We start from the raw sequence: 17,158 nt of genomic DNA, 5'->3' as shown, positions 1-17,158 counted from the left end.
ACAAATGGCCAAGACAGCGACGAAGAGTGCGAAAAAACCCGCGGCCAAAGCAGCCGCGAAGCCTGCGGCGAAAGCGGTGGCAAAGCCGGCGGCCAAGGCAGCGGCCAAGCCCGCTGCGAAGGCCAAGGCGAAGCCGGCTAAGAAACCTGCCGTGAAGCTCAGCATGCTGAAGCCCAGCGTCAACAACATGACTGTTCGGGTGTTCGCGCGCGCGGCCGGGCTGGGTGCCGACGAGACCGATGCCTGGGGCCACACCCGCTCGCCGGAATTCATGGCGCGAAACCCCGCCCATCTGACGCCAATGATCGAGGACAAAGGCCTTCCCAGAGGCGTGTTGTGGGAAAGCTGCGCCATCATGCAATACCTCTCCAACAAGCACGGGCTGGAGAAATTCTATCCCAAGGCGCCGGCCAAGCGGGCGATGATCGACAGTGCCATGTTTTACCTGGTCGGTACGCTCTACCCCTATGTGGCGCGCGCAACCTATCCGCTCCTCGGCTTCCCGCAATATGCCGGCGAGGTCGGCCACAGCGACGCCGACCCGGGCAAGAAGTCCGAAGCCCAGAAGGCCGCGATGGCGGCGATTGCCGAGCCGCTGGAGGTCTTCCACAGCTTCTTCAGGGACGGCAAGCCGTTCATCGGCGGCAAGAACCCGTCGATCGCCGACATCCGCCTGGCGGCGACGCTCGAGTTCCTGGCGGTCATCGACTACGCCCTGCCCAAATGGGCCAAGGAGTATATGGCGGCGATCGAGAAGAAGCTCGGCAAGGCCTACGCCGAGCCGGCCGGCGACGTGCGCGGCTACATCGCCTATGTGAAGTCGCAGGCTAAGGTCTGAGGTTAAGGATTCGTTAACCAAAGCCCTGTCTACTGCCGATAATTCACCCCGCGACCACGGATGTACTGGCGCCGAGGTGGAAGGAAAGGTCGGCGCAATGCCGGCCTTTTTGCTTTCGCACGCTGTCGGCGGGACGTGATCGAGCAGCGATCAGGCCACGCAGGTATCATCTGGTGTCGCTTTTTGGGCGTCAACTTTTTGCCGAGAGATATTGTCATTGCCGGCGTTGGCCTTACCATCCATTTCGGCAGTCCGGCATGGATTGTCGGTCAGGAGCGAGACGAGGGCTGGCGATGAAAAGCGTTGCGAGGCAGGTTGCGATTGCGGGCATGATGCTGGCGGGCGCCGTTCATCCTTCAAATGCCGCTGAACTCAACACAATGAGCGATGTCGGGGCCGCGATCCAGGCGTGCTGGACGCCGCCGGCGGACGCCGGAACCGCCAGCGTTACTTTGAGCTTCAGCTTCAAGCGGGACGGCACGCTGATCGGCCCCCCGAGGCCGACAGCCATCAAGGTGAACGGCGACGCCACGGCGAAAAAATCATTTGTCGACGCCGCGACAACGGCCTTGCAGAACTGCCTGCCCCTGACCTTCTCGCCGAAGCTGGCGCAAGGGGTCGCCGGCAACGTGTTCACGTTGCAATTCACCTCTCCCAAATAAACCGACAAGCGAGAGCAAACCGACAAGCCAGCCAAAACCGCCGTATCACGGCGGTTTGCGCGGCCCTGCGCGTGCTGGCTCAGTGGTGGCTGCGCCTTGCCTCGGCATGCCGGGCAAGGTCAGGCGTCTCGAAGACGTAGTCGTTCCAGGCCGATTCCGGGATCTGGCCGGCCAGATAGCATTCCAGCAACAGGCTTTGCTCGGCGTTGAGGGGCCTTGGCGCGCGCTCGTGGTCCAGCCCAAGCGAGTGAAACAGGTTCCTTGTCAGGTCCGAGACCGTGAAGTGGATCGACATCTGCGTTCTCCTTTAGCCATTCAACGCCGAAGGCCAGGCAAAAGTTTCAAAGCGCATGGCGGTAACGGCGGATTGATTTGGGTCCGCTGCGCTGCGGCCCCTCGGCGATCGTCGACCTTGCCGGTCTGTTTGTCGGCCTTGCCGGATTGCTTTGGAGTTCGTCTCAATCTTGAAATAAAAATGTAATATCGAATTTACAGAGGGCGACATAGTACACTAAGGAAGAGTCTATTCAGGTTGAAAAGCTTGAAATAATTAGGATTTACTCATTTAGCCGAAGCTTACCGAATTCAAGCATTGTAATTCCAGGTTCTCAGCAACAGGGACCAAGTCGTCAAGATGACCCGTTTCTGGCCTCTCATGATGATCGCGCTGATATCGGTGGCGGCGATCTTGCTGGGGTACACCCCCTTCGTATGCGGATAGCTGCGGCGCAATCAGGGCCCAGCTGCTTTCGGCCGGCCGCGGTGGCGGGGCAAGTCCGGAGCTTGCCTCGTTGCGACGGCAACTTGCCGCGATCCAGAATATCGAGAGACAGCGCCAGTGCACGGCGAAAAGCTCCCTGGGTGGCCTCTTCAACGCTTGCGCCGACCTTGCCAGGAGCCGCGCGGACGTGCAGCGCCGGATCGCTGCCGCGGCGAATTCGGGCGGGGATACATCGGGCCTGCAGGCGCGGTTCGTCGCGCTTGGCTGCGCGCCTTCGGCCAAGCAGCAGCGGCGCCCGCCCACACCAGGGACCCAATCGGCGGGTGCATCGCTCGGCGGCAATGCGATGCTGTTTTGCGTGCGCCTGTCGGACGGCTACTTCTTCCCGGCGCCAAAGTCGCAATTCGCCGGAAGCGGCGAGCTCAGGGATACGGCCGATCAGTGCCGTTATATCTGCGGCGATCCCGGCGTCGACCTCTACACGCTGAGCGACGCCAACCTCGAAACCGACAACATGGTCGCGCTCGATACGCGCAAGCCCTACTCCGAGCTGCCGACGGCCTTCAGATACCGCGATGGCGCGAATTTCAAGGCATGCGACGTCAAGCGCTATTACCAGCGGGTCGCCGAATTGCGAGCCAGGACGGTGACGCCCGCCGACATGAGCAACGCCATCATTCCGCTGCCGACGGTAAAGCCGGATCTCGGCATCGTTGCTGCCGTTCCCGCGCCCGATGCCGAAGCCCTGGGCACCGCCCAGCACCAGTCGATCGAGGCCGGCAAACGGCCGGTGCGCGTGGTCGGCCCTGCCTTCTTCCCGGCCGACTGACCACCGGCCTTTCCGATTTCGGCGGATGACCGGTTGCAGCGGGCCTGTTGCGATCCGGCCGGAACTCAGGATCTGCCTGGAACAGAGTGGCGCTCATGGCGTTGTGATCGACATCAGCCAGGAGAAACGCCATGGCCACGTTCAGGGAAATGCGGGTGCTGGAGATCGTCGAAGACGGCTCCCTGACCACCGAACAGAAAATCGCTGAGCTGCGCGGGATCGAATCCGAGGCGCGTGGGCTGCAGCGGGCTGCGTCGGAGAGCCCGATGGGCGACGATGACGGCTGGCAGGACGATTTGCGTCAGGTGCGTCTTGCACTCGACAAGCTCGGTGCCAAAGAACCCAAAAAGGGCGCCGCCTCGCTCTGAAGGCAAGCTCACCGAAGGCATTTGCCGATCGATCGCTATTCGCAGACCATGCGAGCTCTCTTGCCGGGCTCGCTGACGTTTCTGCAGGTCAGCGGCTTCGTTGGTTCAGACAGGGAAGGCGGTGTCGAGACCCTCGTCCGGTGCCTTCTTGGCGCAGCATGCGTCATCACCCTGCGCTCGGAAAATCGCTGCGGCGGCTGCGGCGCCACCGGAAAGGCGCCGTCTTCGATCTGCCCGTATTCGACATGCGGTGGCGGCCGATCCCAGAAACGCCGGACATCGAGCGGCCTCGGGATCACCACGGTGCCGTCATAGGTGCGCGTGCAGCCGCTGCCGAACAGCAGCGTCAGCCCCATGACGAAAGGCAAGATCCGTCCAACCATCCGCAATATCCCTTGGGACCTATATAGCGGCTTCGATCCTGCCGACAACCCGGCGCAATACCGCAGGCCGTGTCGGCGGATATATCTAACCGCCCGTTAAGGTTAGCGGATCGTTAATGCTTGTCGGGCACATTCCGGCGACGAACCGTAGGGGAGGGTTCGGCCTTGGTTTTCGGGTGGGGACGGCATGGCGGAAGCGGACGACACAATCGGCGCGCGCGGCAAGCGCGGGCCTCGCAAATCGGCAACGCATGCCGACGATGCATCATCGTCCGCTGCGGACATGGATTCGACCGATACGCTTCGCCAACTGGTCGAAGCCGGTTCGGACTGGGTCTGGGAGACCGACGCCGAACTGCGCTTCTCCTGGCTTTCACAAAATTACCAGGCAGCCACCGGCATCGATCCGGCTGATGTGCTTGGCCGGTTCCGCTTCGACTTCCTCAACCAGGTCCTGAATGGCGACCGCAGCGGTGCCGCGCATCTGGCGGATCTGCAGGCGCATCGGCCGTTTCGCGACTTCGTCTATGAACTGAAAGGCGGCCGCGCCGATTGCCGCTGGATCTTGACATCGGGCTTTCCAAGGTTCGATGGCGAGGGAAGATTTGCCGGCTATCGCGGCATCGGCCGCAACGTCACGGCGCTGGCCGGCGCTTTCGAGGCCCTGGAGCAGAAGCCGGCGGCGGATAGCGAACCCGCCCAGCATCTGACCGATCTCGAGCGGACGATGGATGCCATGCACATGGGCGTCGTGCTTCTGGACGCGAGACTCGACACACTGATCGTCAACAAGGCCTATCGCGACCTCTCCAGGATTCCGGACGGTGCCGTGACCGTTGGCGCCCCGTTCAGCCTGTTGATGGAACTCAACCGCCGCAACGGCATCTATGGCGATATCGACGAACAGCAATGGCAGCGCTACCTCGCCACCCGCATGGAGGAGATTCGCGCCGGCTCCGTTGCGCCACGCGAGTTTCCCCACGCTGACGGCAGGACCATGATGTTCTCGGTCACCGCGCTGTCCGGCGGCAAGCGCCTGCTGACCTACTACGACATCGCCGAACTGAAGCTTCGCGACGCCGAAGTCGAGAACGCCAATGCCAGGACCGCCGAGACCTTCGCCAACCTTCGCACCATGGTCGACCAGATGCCGATCGGTGTCCTCGTCCTCGATGCCGATTTGCGCGCCGAAGTCATCAACCGTGCCTTCTACGATTTCTGGCAGATCGACGCCCGGCGCGCCGAGATCGGCTGCAGCTTCCGCGAGCTGATGGACGCCAGCCGCGACGTCGACCCGTATGGTTCCGACGACGCGACGTGGCAGCGGCATATCGCCGATCGCGAGGCGGAAATCAGGGCCGGCACAGCCGGATCGCGGCAGTTCCCGCGCAATGACGGCCGCACGCTGATCTCGTCGATGGCGCCGCTCGCCGGCGGCAAGCGGCTGATCTCCTATGTCGACGTCACCGACATGAAGGATCGTGAGGCCGAACTTGCCGACGCGCTGGAGAAAGCGCGGCTGGCGGAAGCGGTGATCAACGCCGTCAAGGATCCGATCTTCGTCAAGGACGACCATTTGCGGTTTGTGTTCGTCAACGAGGCGTTCGCCGCCTTGTTTGGCCAGACGCCGCAAGCGATGCTCGGCAAGCCTGGCGGCGATTTCCTCTCGATGAGCAATGTCGCGCTTTTCGAACAGAGCGAACGGGACGTGCTTGCCAGCGGGCGCGCTTACGAAGTGGAAGAAAATTTCGAGGCCGATGGCGCCAGCCGCTCGCGCATCGTCAGGAAGAGCCGCGTCGGCATGGCCAGCGGCCGCAACTACGTCGCCGGTTTCCTGTTCGACATTTCCGACATGAAGCGCCGCGAGACCGAGGCCGAGGATGCACGCAAGCATCTCGCCAGCGTGCTGGAATCCTTGCCGGCGGCCGTCATCATCTACGATCGCGACGACAAGTTCGTCTTCGCCAACCGCAAGATCCAGGATACGCTGCCGGCCCTGAAGCCGGCATGGCAGCCCGGCTGTACACTCCGCGAAGCGCTCGTTCTCGGCCATTCGAACGGCTATTTCCGCTCAAGCGGCGACCCGCAAGTCGACAGGCTCTACGACGACGAGCCCGATCGCTGGCTGGACGCTATCCTCGCCCGCTACCGCTTGCCCAGTTCCTCGTTCGAACGTCACAACCCCGACGGCCGCTGGTACCAGGTCTACGACATGCGGACCGACGATGGCACGTTCATCGGCGTTCGCGTCGACATCTCCGAGATCAAGAGCCGCGAGAAGGCGCTGCGCGACAGCATGCGCCAGATCGATCTGTTCCGGCACGTGCTGGACGAGCTGCCGGTGGCCGCCTTCATCAAGGCGCAGGACCTGAGCATCGAGTTCGTCAACAAGGCCTGGTGCGCGATAACCGGCCTCGCCAAGGAGGAGGTCATCGGCCGCACCGACCGCCAGCTGTTCGGTGCGCAGGACGCCGACAGCTACAGCCTTGACGACACCGAAGTCGCCGTGACCGGCGCCGTCAAGGAGATCGAGGAACCCGTCACCAATCGCGACGGCACGGTTCGGCAATTGATGACGCGCAAGAGCCGCCTGGTGGCGCTGGACGGATCGGTGCATCTGGTCGGTTCGAGCACCGACATCACCGAGGTCAAGGCGCGCGAGCGCGCGCTGGAAGACAGCATGCGCGAGAACGAGGTGTTCCGCAGCCTGATCGACAACGTACCGGTGTCGATCTACGCCAAGCGCTCCGACCTCAGGCAATTCTACGTCAACAAGGGCTGGTGCGACCTGACCGGCTTCAGCAAGGAAGAGGCGATCGGCAAGACCGACATCGAGATCTTCGGGCCGGATGGCGAAGCTTTCGTCAATGGCGACCTAGCCGTGCTGCGCACCGGCGAAACCCAGGAGGTCGAAGAGACGGTGACGATGGCCGACGGCAGCGTCAGGCATCAATTCGCCCGTAAGGGCGCGATGATCGCGTCCGACGGTTCGCTTTACCTGATCGGATCGACCACCGACATCACCGAATTGAAGATGCGCGAGGCCGAACTGCGCGAGGCGCGGCAGCGCGCCGTGCTCGCCGACCGCGCCAAGTCGGAATTCCTCGCCAATATGAGCCACGAGATCCGCACGCCGATGAACGGCGTGCTCGGCATGGCCGAACTGCTGGCCAAATCGGACCTTGACCCGAAACAGAAGACGTTCACCGACATCATCGTCAAATCGGGCAACGCGCTGCTCACCATCATCAACGACATCCTCGATTTCTCCAAGATCGACGCCGGTCAGCTGGTACTCGATCCGGCGCCCTTCAACCTTGCCGAGGCGATCGAGGATGTGGCGACGCTGGTGTCCACACGCGCCAAGGAGAAGGATCTCGAACTCATCGTGCGCATCGAGCCTCGGCTCGAGAGCCTGTTTGTCGGCGATGTCGGCCGCATCAGGCAGATCGTCACCAACCTGCTCGGCAACGCGGTTAAATTCACCGATGAAGGCCATGTGCTGGTCGACGTCACCGGCGAAAGGGTTCCGACTGGGACGAAACTGACGATCTCGGTCACCGATACCGGTATCGGTATCCCCGAGGAAAAGCTGAAACTCGTGTTCGAAAAATTCAGCCAGGTCGACACCTCGTCGACGAGGCGACACGAAGGAACCGGCCTCGGCCTTGCCATCACCTCGCGGCTCGTCGAACTGATGGGCGGCGACATCGGTGTCGAGAGCTCCGAGGGCAAGGGCTCGACCTTCTGGTTCACGGTCACGCTGCCGAGGGCCGGTCAGCAGAACGGGCAACGCATCATGCCTGTCGACGTGACCGGCGCGCGCGTGCTGATCGTAGACGACAATGCCGTCAACCGGGCCATCCTGACGGAGCAGATGACATCGTGGACATTCGATTCCTGCGCGGCCGAAAGCGGCGCCGAGGGTCTCAAAGTGCTGATTGCCGCCGCCGCCTATGGCGTGCCGGTCGACTGCGTCGTGCTCGACTATCAGATGCCCGGCATGAGCGGCGCCGAAATGGCGCGGATCGTGCGCAACACCGCTGGCCTTGCCGGCACGCCGATCATCATGCTGACCTCGGTCGACCAGTCGCTCGCCAACACCAGCTATCGCGATCTCGGCATCGATGCCCAGCTGATCAAGCCGGCGCGGTCATCGGTGCTGCTGGAAACGCTGGTTGCCACCATCCAGCGGCATCGCCACAACACGGGCGACGCCCAACCGCTGGCAGCCGACATCCCTCTGGGCAAGGTTGTGCGGCCACAGCCGTCGGAACAACGGGCGCTGCTACAGCCGCCTTCGGTTCGCCCCCGGCCACCCGCGACCGCCGGCGGCGACAGGCTGGATATCCTGGTGGCCGAGGACAATGAGGTGAACCAGATGGTGTTCACCCAGATTCTCGGCGAGACCGGTTATGGTTTCGAGATCGTCGGCAATGGCCGCAAGGCGCTCGACGCCTTCGGCCGGCTCAATCCGTGCATGATCCTGATGGATGTCTCGATGCCGGAGATGAACGGGCTCGAAGCCACCGCCGCCATTCGCCGGCTGGAGGAAGAGACCGGCACGCATGTGCCGATCGTCGGCGTCACCGCGCATGCGCTGAAGGGCGATCGCGAACGCTGCCTGGAGGCCGGCATGGACGACTACCTGCCCAAGCCGATCAGTCCAAGGGCCCTGCTCGAGAAGGTCGAGCGCTGGGTCGGCGCCAGCCGCCAGGCTCAGCGCAACGCCGGGTAAAGGCCGGCGTAGCACCCGGCATGCCCAGGGGAACTCGGCGGCGATTCGCGCCCCCCGCTGAGGCAAGACTATGGCGCGATCGCACCATACCCAAGGCGGCGCCCAGCCGAGACAATGGCCACATTCGAATTCCGCTCTTCCAGTTACGGGCGGGAGCAGCGACCGCCGGCATGAGACAGCGTCAACCTACCCCAACGGACCTGTTTTCGGCGATGGCCCGGCCACGACATCTGGCCGAGAGCAACGCACTCCCGTCCGGATTTTCTTTGCCGAGGCGTCGATTGCGAAACCGCAGGTCGCTCTCGGTCTGAACCGGCGCAAGTGCCTGATTCCGGGCACAAAGACAGGCTCCGCCGCAAGCGCCGGCCGGCCGGCATTTTCCCCACCCCGATGACGCGTTACCGGGCTGACATGAAACTGTCATGCGACTGTAATAATCGAGGGCTATTGGCCTCAGCGGGCGCTGAAGGAACGGCGCCGAGAGACCATCTTCCGAACAGGAGCAGGCCACATGAAGAAATTCCTCCTTACGGCGTCGGCCGCGGCGCTTGCGCTCGCCGCGTCGTCCGGCTTCGCCGCCGCGCGCGACCAGATCCAGGTCGCCGGGTCGTCGACCGTGCTACCCTATGCCAAGATCGTCGCGGAGCAGTTCGGCGAAGCCTTCACCAACTTCAAGACCCCGGTGGTCGAGTCCGGCGGCAGCGGCGCCGGCATCAAGGAATTCTGCAAGGGCGTCGGCGAAGACACGATCGATATCGCCAACTCCTCGCGCCCGATCAAAAAGGACGAAATCAAGTCCTGCGCCGACGCTGGCGTCAAGGAAATCCAGGAAGTTCGCATTGGCTATGACGGCATCGTCTTCGCCACCGACATCAAGGGTCCGGACTGGGCGCTGGTTCCCGCCGACATCTACAAGGCGCTCGCCGCCAAGCTCGTCGTCGACGGCAAGCTGGTCGACAATCCGAACACCAAGTGGAGCCAGGTCAATCCGAAGCTGCCCGACTGGGATATCGCTGCCTACATTCCCGGCGAAAAGCATGGCACGCGCGAAGTGTTCGAGACCAAGCTTCTCGACGCCGGCTGCGACAAGGCTGCCATCAAGGCCACCGGCGTCGCCGACGACAAGGAAGTCGGCAAGACCTGCATTGCGATCCGCAAGGACGGCAAGGCCATCGACATCGACGGCGACTACACCGAGACGCTCGCCCGCATCGACTCGAACAAGACCGGCGTCGGCGTGTTCGGCCTCGCCTTCTACGAGAACAATGCCGACAAGCTGAAGGTCGCTACCGTGGAAGGCATCACGCCTTCGACCGAGACGATCGCCAGCGGCAAGTATCCCGTGTCGCGCCCGCTGTTCTTCTATGTGAAGAAGGCGCATCTCGGCGTCGTCCCCGGTCTCAAGGAATATGTCGAGTTTTTCCTTGACGACCAGATGGTAGGCCCGGAAAGCCCGCTCGCCGAATACGGCCTCGTCGCGGCCCCGGACGCCGAACGTCAGGCCCAGCGCGACGCTTTCGCCGCCGGAAAGTCGATGTAACCAATCTACAAAACCAGGGCGCCGGCCGAAGCCGGCGTCCTGGTTTTGCCGCCTGCCGCTGGCGGGTGGCGATTTGAGCATCCTTTGCTCTAGAGTTTCCCCTGGGGTGGGTCCATGTCGTCCATGCTCGTACTGGCCATTGTCGTCGCCATCGGCCTGGTTGCATTCCTGATAGGTCGGCAGCGTGCCGCAGCGCAGGACAACGGCACGGTGAAGCCGCATTCGCGCGCCCACTATCACGGCTGGTGGGCCTTCCTGCTCGCCGTCCTGCCTGCCCTTTTGCTGCTTGCCGTCTGGACCATCGGCTCGTCCTTCTATCTCGACCGGCACATTCACGCTGCCTTGCCTGAGCGCACCGCTGACAGCAAGGTTGCCAGCGAAGCGCTGGACGTCAGCCTGGTAAAGAGCCTCGCCAAAGGCCTGCATCAGCTCGATGCGAACACGCTGGCGGCGCTGCCCGCGACCTTCGCCGAGCTGCAGCCGCTGCTCGCAGCCAAGGGCGTGGCGCTGGCAACGGATTCGCAAGACTACATGATCCCGATCGCCGTCGAAGCGAACGCCGTGCAGAGCCGGCTTGGCAGGATCGGCGCTGTCCTTGCATTCGCCCTGTCGATCGCCGGCGCTTTCTATGCGCTCAGGCAAATCGCACCGCGTGCAAGGGCGCGCAACAATGTCGAGAGGCTGATGCTGTGGGGGCTGCTCGCTGCGTCGACCATCGCCATCCTGACCACGGTTGGTATCGTGCTTTCGATGCTGTTCCAGACGATCCAGTTCTTCGAGAGCGTCTCGCCGATGAGCTTCTTCTTTGGCACGGTCTGGGATCCGCGCTTCGCCGCCGCCGGCTCGGGCGGCAGCCAGGGCCAGTTCGGCCTGATCCCGCTTCTCGCCGGTACCCTCTACATCGCCCTGATTGCATTGCTGGTCGCGGTGCCGGTCGGCCTGATGTCGGCGGTCTACATGGCCGAATATGCATCGCCCAGGGTGAGATCGGTGGTCAAGCCGGCGCTTGAACTGCTGGCCGGCATACCGACCATCGTCTACGGCATCTTCGCCGTCGTCACGCTGGGGCCGTTCCTGCGCGACCTCTCCGCCGCGCTCACCGGCGGCTCGCCGTTCATCCAGGGCCAGAGCATCTTCACCGCCGGCCTGGTCATGGGCGTCATGCTGATCCCGGTCGTGTCCTCGCTGTCCGACGACATCATCACCGCGGTGCCGCGCGCTATGCGCGACGGCTCGCTCGGCCTTGGCGCGACGCGTTCGGAGACGATCAAGCGGGTGATCCTACCGGCGGCGCTCCCGGGCATCGTCGGCGCCATCCTGCTGACCGCCTCGCGCGCCATCGGCGAAACGATGATCGTCGTGCTGGCCGCCGGTGTCGCCGCCAATCTCACCATCAATCCGTTTGAGGCGATGACGACCATCACCGTCAAGATCGTCAACCAGCTCACCGGCGATCTCGAGTTCAATTCGCCGCAAACCCTGGTCGCCTTCGCGCTCGGCCTCACGCTGTTCGCCCTGACGCTGGTGATGAACATCGTCGCGCTCTACATCGTGCGCAAGTACCGGGAGCAGTACGAATGACCGACATCCCCATGAATACGATGGTCCGGGTCGCCGCTCATCCGCGCCGCGACATCGGCCTGAAGGCCCGCTATGCCGCCGAACGCCGCTTCCGCATCTACGGCATGCTGGCGATTTCCGTCGGCCTTGCGTTCCTGGCCATCATGCTCATCACCATCGTCACGAAGGGTTACACGGCCTTCTGGCAGACGACGGTGTCGCTGCCGATCAGCTTTGACGAGAAGGTGATCGATCCGTCCAACAAGCGCGCCACCGATCCGACCGTGCTGATCAAGGCAAACTATCCAAAGCTCGCCGAAAAGGCGCTGATCGCCAAGCTCGGCATCAATCCCGACGACAAGCCGTCGACCCTGAAGCTCAAGGGCTTCCTGTCCGAAGGTGCCCGCGTCCAGCTGCGCAACATCGTCGCCGCCGATCCGTCGGTCATCGGCACGACGCGCGACGTCAACATCCTTGCCGCCGCCAATCTCGACTCCGCCTTCAAGGGCCAGATCGACCTTGGCGTCGAGGAAGCGCGCCGCAAGGTCTCCGACCAGCAGATCGCCTGGATGAACAAGCTCAGGGCGGACGGTGCGATGGCCGAGCATTTCAACACCGGCCTGTTCTCCTACGGCGCTTCAAGCCGTCCGGAAACCTCGGGCATGGGCGTGGCGATCATCGGCTCGTTCTACATGATGGTGATCGTTCTGCTGCTGGCGCTGCCGATCGGTGTCGCCGCCTCCATCTATCTGGAGGAATTCGCCAAGAAGAACCGCTTCACCGACCTGATCGAGGTCAACATCAACAATCTGGCGGCGGTGCCGTCGATCGTCTTCGGCCTGCTCGGCCTCGCCGTGTTCATCAATTTCCTCGGCATGCCGCGCTCTGCTGCGTTCGTCGGTGGCCTGGTGCTGACGCTGATGACGCTGCCGACGATCATCATCGCGACACGCGCCGCGCTTGCCGCGGTGCCGCCGTCGATCCGCGCCGCAGCGCTCGGCCTCGGCGCGTCCAAGATGCAGATGGTGTTCCAGCATATCCTGCCGCTAGCCGCCCCCGGCATTCTCACCGGCACCATCATCGGCCTGGCGCGTGCGCTGGGCGAAACCGCGCCGCTGCTGCTCATCGGCATGGTCGCCTTCGTTGCCGACTATCCAAAGACGCCCTTCGACCCGGCGACCGCGCTGCCGGTGCAGATCTACATGTGGGCCAACGAGGCCGAACGTGCCTTCGTCGAGCGCATGTCGGGCGCCATCATCATCCTGCTGGTCTTCCTCATGGCCATGAACATCACAGCGATCGTGCTTCGGCGTCGGTTCGAGCGTCGCTGGTAGAAAAAAAGGCATCTGGTATGAACATCATGACCGAACAGTCTCTTGAAAACGCAGTGGGCGACAAAATGAACGCCAAGTCGAACGAAGTGATCAAGATGCGCGGCGACAAAGTCGGCGTGTTCTACGGCGACAAGCAGGCGCTGTTCGACGTCAATCTCGACGTTCGCCTCAATCAGGTGACAGCGCTGATCGGCCCTTCGGGCTGCGGGAAGTCCACCTTCCTGCGCTGCCTCAACCGTATGAACGACACCATCGACTCGGCACGGGTGACCGGCAAGATCACGCTGGACGAAGAGGATATCTACGACAAGAACATTGACGTCGTCGAACTCAGGGCGCGCGTCGGCATGGTGTTCCAGAAGCCCAATCCGTTCCCGAAGTCGATCTATGAGAACGTTGCCTATGGCCCACGTATCCACGGGCTGGCCAAGCGAAAGGCCGACATGGATCAGATCGTCGAACAGAGCCTGAAGAAGGCGGCGATCTGGAACGAGGTCAAGGATCGCCTGCAAGAACCCGGCACCGGCCTCTCCGGCGGCCAGCAGCAACGTCTATGCATCGCGCGCGCCATCGCCGTATCGCCAGAGGTGATCCTTATGGACGAGCCCTGCTCGGCGCTCGATCCGATCGCCACCGCGCGCGTCGAGGAGCTGATCGACGAGCTGCGCCAGAACTACACGATTGTCATCGTCACCCATTCGATGCAGCAAGCGGCGCGCGTGTCGCAGCGCACGGCGATGTTCCATCTCGGCTATCTGGTCGAGGAGGGCGCCACCGACAAGATGTTCACCAACCCCGACGACAAGCGCACTCAAGACTATATCACCGGCCGGTTCGGCTGAGTGGTCCGGCGTTGAATTTTCAGGCACGAGGACTGGATCATGGGTGAACATACCGTCGCATCTTTCGATGAGGATCTGGAGCAGATCAGCCAGCTGATCCGCGACATGGGCGATTTGGCCCGCTCGATGGTCAGCGGCTCGACGCGCGCCTTGCTCAATTCGGACAACGCCCTGGCGCAGCGCGTCGTTTCCGACGACACCATCATGGATGCGCGCCAGCGCGAGCTGGACGACCGCGCCATCACGCTGATCGCCAAGCGCCAGCCGATGGCCAACGACCTGCGCGCCGTCGTCGGTTCGATCCGCATGGCCGGTGATCTCGAACGCATCGGTGATCTTGCCAAGAACATCGCCAAGCGCGTCGGCACCCTCGGCCTCAGCGTCACGCCGCGCGACCTGTCGCACTCCATCGACGCAATGGCGCAGCTGGTGCTGATCCAGGTGCAGGGCGTCATCGAGGAATATGCGGCGCGCGACGCCGAGGCCCTGGCGAAACTGCGCGCCGACGATGAGCGCATCGACGTGAAATACACCTCCGTGTTCCGCGAACTCCTTACCTACATGATGGAAGACCCGCGCAACATCACCGCTTGCACGCATCTTTTGTTCTGCGCCAAGAACCTCGAGCGCATCGGCGATCACGTCACCAACATCGCTGAAAATGCGTATTATGTTTTGACCGGCACGCAGCTGCCCGCCAATCGTCCGAAGCAGGACGAGACGGCAATGTCCGCGCCAGCGGCATGACGACAGGGGTGACCAGTCGATGATCGCGCCACGCATCATGGTGGTGGAGGACGAGGAGCCGCTAGGTGTGCTGCTCCGCTACAATCTGGAGTCCGAGGGTTACCAGGTCGAGGTGGTGACGCGCGGCGACGAGGCCGAGATCCGGCTGCAGGAGAACGTCCCCGACCTTCTGGTGCTCGACTGGATGGTGCCGGCGGTTTCCGGCATCGAACTCTGCCGCCGGCTAAGGATGCGTCCCGAGACCGAGCGTCTGCCGATCATCATGCTGACCGCGCGTGGCGAGGAAAGCGATCGTGTGCGCGGCCTCTCGACCGGCGCCGACGACTATCTGGTCAAGCCGTTCTCGACGCCGGAGTTCATGGCCAGGATCAAGGCGCTGCTGCGCCGCGCCAAGCCGGAAGTGCTGTCCAGCGTGCTCAAGGTCGGCGATATCGTGCTCGATCGTGAATCGCACCGGGTCTATCGCAAGAAGAGCGAGATCCGGCTCGGGCCGACCGAATTTCGCCTGCTCGAGTTCATGATGCGCCATCCCGGCCGCGTGTTTTCGCGCAGCCAGCTGCTCGACAATGTCTGGGGCGAGACGATCTACATCGATGAGCGCACGGTCGACGTGCATGTCGGCCGGCTGCGCAAGGCGGTCAACAACGGCCGCATGCCCGATGTCATCCGCACCATCCGCGGTGCTGGATACGCAATCAGGGAAGATTAGGGATGCGCTGATATTCAGGTGATGCCGGCCTGCGAACGGCGTCTTCCTGTGCTTCCGGTACTCACGTACTGGAATGTACGCTCCGTTCCGGTTCTCGGAATCCACCATTCTCGGCGCGGCCTGACCTGAATCTCAGCACATCCCAAGTCCGCGTTCTTCGGGCAAATTCAAGCCACGTTCTTGCCGCCGAGGCCGGATCTTGTCTGCGTGCCGGGCGCGAAAATCTCCTGGTCGACGAAGGTCAGCGCCCGCATGGCGCAGCCTTCGCGGATCAGTGGCAGTTCGTTCGGTTCGGTGTCGAAAGAAATCGATTTCGAATGCTGGCCGCCTGCGGTCTGGGCAATCGCCTCGCGCAATGCCGGCTCGATCAGGTCGAAGGCGGCGGCGCTGACACCGACCATGGCGACCGGCGCCGGATCGATCAACGCGAACAGGCTGCCGAGACCGTAGCCGAGCGCTTCGCCGGCCTTGCGGTAGGCCTCGCGCTCGGGTCCGTCTCTTTCGCGGGCCGCGGTTGCCAGCGCGCGCATGTCAGCGTCACTGACATCGGCCACTGGTTCTGCGTCCTCACTCATCTGCCTTGCGTTGCGCCAGATGGCGTAGTTGCCGGCATAGGCCTCGACGCAGCCGCGCCGTCCGCAGCGGCACAGCGCGCCGTTCGGCCGATGGATCATGTGGCCGAACTCGCCGCCCGAGGAATGGGTGCCGGTGAACAGCTCGCCCTTCAGCACCAGGCCCATGCCGATGCCGTGCGACAGCAGGATGGCGATGAAGTCGTCGCGGTAGCGCTGGGGATCGCGCCAGCGCAGCGCTATCGCCATCATGTTGCAGTCGTTTTCCATGGTGGCGGGGATGCCGAATTCGTCTTCGAGTATGTCGGCGAAGGCGATATCGGTGTGCGGCGTGATCGGCGACCACAGCATGGCGCGGGCACGCGTGTCGGTGATGCCCTGGATCGCCAGCGCGATGCGGGCGACACTGCGGACGTCGAGGTCGGGGTCTTCGAGACGGCGCCGCACGATGGCGACGCATTCACCGACCAGCGCGTCGCGCGGCATGGTCAGCGTGTCCAGCCGGCGCTGTTCCTCGGCGATCACCTGGCCGGCATAGTCGATGACGGCGACCGAGAGGAAGTTCAGCGACAGCACCACGGTCATCACCGCCGCCGCTTCCGGATTGAGGCCGAGGCCGACCTGCGGCCGGCCGCGTTTGAGCGAGCCGGCCTCGCTCGGCTTGCTCTCAGTCAGGATGCCTTCGCCGATGAGGTCGGAGGAGATCGCCGATATGGTCGAATGGCTGAGGCCCGTGGTCGCGGCGATCTCGGTGCGGGACGGCTGTCCGGCGCGGCGCACGGCCGCGATCACCATCGCCCGGTTGCGGCGGCGCAGATCGTCGTGGCGGATTCCGACCGACATGCTTTTTCACATCCTCCCGGCCGCTGTAGCCTTTCGTGCCCCCCGAAGGCCATCAGCGATGGGCCAAATTCTGGCAGAAGCCTGCCATCCTGTCATTATTTATTCCGGAGCTCGAAAAAAATTCAGAGAGACATCAAAATCCATCAGAATCGATGTTGACAGCGTTCGGGTGTTGGATCAGTATTTTTTCGAGGCTCGAAAAAATAGAGCCTCTGTGCCGGCCTACGGGTCAGTTTGGTCGCGCCATACGCGGCGCAGGGAGGATAAAATGAAAAGATTCACAGCCGCCATCCTGGCGGGTGTCGCCATGTCGCTGACGCTCGCGTCGGTCGCGCAGGCGAAGGACAAGGTCATCGGCGTTTCCTGGTCCATTATCCAGACTCTGTGTACCGTCTTACGGCGGTGATCACAGGGGCCTATGATGATGCTTACGACACGCTTTTCCATTCAATGTGGAGCAGTGCGATTTCGC

Annotated in this window: 14 protein-coding genes and 1 pseudogene; 12 read left to right on the top strand and 3 right to left on the bottom strand. The window is 63.1% G+C overall.

The window, feature by feature from the left end; translation table 11 throughout:
- Positions 1 to 4: 4 nt before the first annotated feature.
- Both ACFFNA_RS25800 and tolA read left to right on the top strand, forming a co-directional pair.
- Positions 5 to 838, top strand: coding sequence for a glutathione S-transferase family protein (locus ACFFNA_RS25800; protein WP_378922659.1), 834 nt, complete (start codon positions 5 to 7; stop codon positions 836 to 838).
- 293 nt (positions 839 to 1,131) lie between these two features.
- Positions 1,132 to 1,500, top strand: a complete 369-nt coding sequence (gene tolA / locus ACFFNA_RS25795; RefSeq protein WP_378922657.1) for a cell envelope integrity protein TolA — start codon at positions 1,132 to 1,134, stop codon at positions 1,498 to 1,500.
- A gap of 79 nt (positions 1,501 to 1,579) precedes the next feature.
- Here the strand turns inward: tolA and ACFFNA_RS25790 are convergent, their stop codons facing one another.
- A complete protein-coding gene (locus ACFFNA_RS25790; protein WP_111544419.1) occupies positions 1,580 to 1,795 on the bottom strand; it encodes a hypothetical protein in 216 nt (71 codons plus the stop codon).
- 496 nt (positions 1,796 to 2,291) lie between these two features.
- Here ACFFNA_RS25790 and ACFFNA_RS25785 point away from each other — a divergent pair, with 496 nt between their 5' ends.
- Both ACFFNA_RS25785 and ACFFNA_RS25780 read left to right on the top strand, forming a co-directional pair.
- Positions 2,292 to 3,050, top strand: coding sequence for a DUF2865 domain-containing protein (locus tag ACFFNA_RS25785; protein WP_378922655.1), 759 nt, complete (start codon positions 2,292 to 2,294; stop codon positions 3,048 to 3,050).
- A gap of 131 nt (positions 3,051 to 3,181) precedes the next feature.
- Entirely contained in the window at positions 3,182 to 3,418 is a 237-nt protein-coding gene (locus ACFFNA_RS25780; protein ID WP_111544417.1) for a hypothetical protein, read from the top strand.
- A gap of 35 nt (positions 3,419 to 3,453) precedes the next feature.
- Here ACFFNA_RS25780 and ACFFNA_RS25775 read toward each other — a convergent pair whose 3' ends face one another.
- Positions 3,454 to 3,801, bottom strand: a complete 348-nt coding sequence (locus tag ACFFNA_RS25775; protein WP_111544416.1) for a hypothetical protein — start codon at positions 3,799 to 3,801, stop codon at positions 3,454 to 3,456.
- 187 nt (positions 3,802 to 3,988) lie between these two features.
- On the opposite strand from ACFFNA_RS25775, the gene ACFFNA_RS25770 reads away from it, so the two are divergent.
- The 7 genes from ACFFNA_RS25770 (at position 3,989) to phoB (ending at position 15,271) form a co-directional block, all read left to right on the top strand.
- Positions 3,989 to 8,539: a PAS domain-containing protein gene (locus ACFFNA_RS25770; RefSeq protein ID WP_378922653.1), complete on the top strand. Its 4,551-nt coding sequence runs from the start codon at positions 3,989 to 3,991 to the stop codon at positions 8,537 to 8,539.
- A 511-nt stretch (positions 8,540 to 9,050) separates the two neighbouring features.
- The gene (locus ACFFNA_RS25765) at positions 9,051 to 10,079 is read left to right on the top strand and encodes a PstS family phosphate ABC transporter substrate-binding protein (protein WP_378922651.1); all 1,029 of its coding nucleotides are present in this window, start codon (positions 9,051 to 9,053) and stop codon (positions 10,077 to 10,079) included.
- 114 nt (positions 10,080 to 10,193) lie between these two features.
- Positions 10,194 to 11,660, top strand: coding sequence for a phosphate ABC transporter permease subunit PstC (pstC, locus tag ACFFNA_RS25760; RefSeq protein WP_378922649.1), 1,467 nt, complete (start codon positions 10,194 to 10,196; stop codon positions 11,658 to 11,660).
- Entirely contained in the window at positions 11,657 to 12,973 is a 1,317-nt protein-coding gene (gene pstA / locus ACFFNA_RS25755) for a phosphate ABC transporter permease PstA (protein ID WP_378922647.1), read from the top strand. The genes pstC and pstA overlap by 4 nt, the downstream gene beginning before the upstream one ends.
- Positions 12,974 to 12,990: 17 nt before the next feature.
- Positions 12,991 to 13,815 carry a phosphate ABC transporter ATP-binding protein PstB gene (gene pstB / locus ACFFNA_RS25750; RefSeq protein WP_111544412.1) on the top strand — a complete coding sequence of 275 codons (825 nt, stop codon included), beginning with the start codon at positions 12,991 to 12,993 and terminating at the stop codon, positions 13,813 to 13,815.
- A gap of 39 nt (positions 13,816 to 13,854) precedes the next feature.
- Positions 13,855 to 14,562 carry a phosphate signaling complex protein PhoU gene (gene phoU, locus ACFFNA_RS25745; protein WP_378922644.1) on the top strand — a complete coding sequence of 236 codons (708 nt, stop codon included), beginning with the start codon at positions 13,855 to 13,857 and terminating at the stop codon, positions 14,560 to 14,562.
- A 19-nt stretch (positions 14,563 to 14,581) separates the two neighbouring features.
- Entirely contained in the window at positions 14,582 to 15,271 is a 690-nt protein-coding gene (phoB, locus tag ACFFNA_RS25740; RefSeq protein WP_006328038.1) for a phosphate regulon transcriptional regulator PhoB, read from the top strand.
- 167 nt (positions 15,272 to 15,438) lie between these two features.
- Here phoB and ACFFNA_RS25735 read toward each other — a convergent pair whose 3' ends face one another.
- Positions 15,439 to 16,686 carry an ROK family protein gene (locus ACFFNA_RS25735; protein ID WP_378922641.1) on the bottom strand — a complete coding sequence of 416 codons (1,248 nt, stop codon included), beginning with the start codon at positions 16,684 to 16,686 and terminating at the stop codon, positions 15,439 to 15,441.
- Positions 16,687 to 16,954: 268 nt separating this feature from the next.
- Between ACFFNA_RS25735 and ACFFNA_RS25730 the strand changes: the two are divergent.
- A pseudogene (locus ACFFNA_RS25730) lies at positions 16,955 to 17,065 on the top strand (D-xylose ABC transporter substrate-binding protein); the annotation flags it as partial.
- Positions 17,066 to 17,158 lie beyond the last annotated feature (93 nt).

The organism is Mesorhizobium kowhaii (genome assembly GCF_042431665.1).
Taxonomy (GTDB): Bacteria; Pseudomonadota; Alphaproteobacteria; order Rhizobiales; family Rhizobiaceae; genus Mesorhizobium; species Mesorhizobium kowhaii.
The sequence above is the reverse complement of the archived record's forward strand: the minus strand, read 5'-3'. Positions and strand labels throughout refer to the sequence as shown.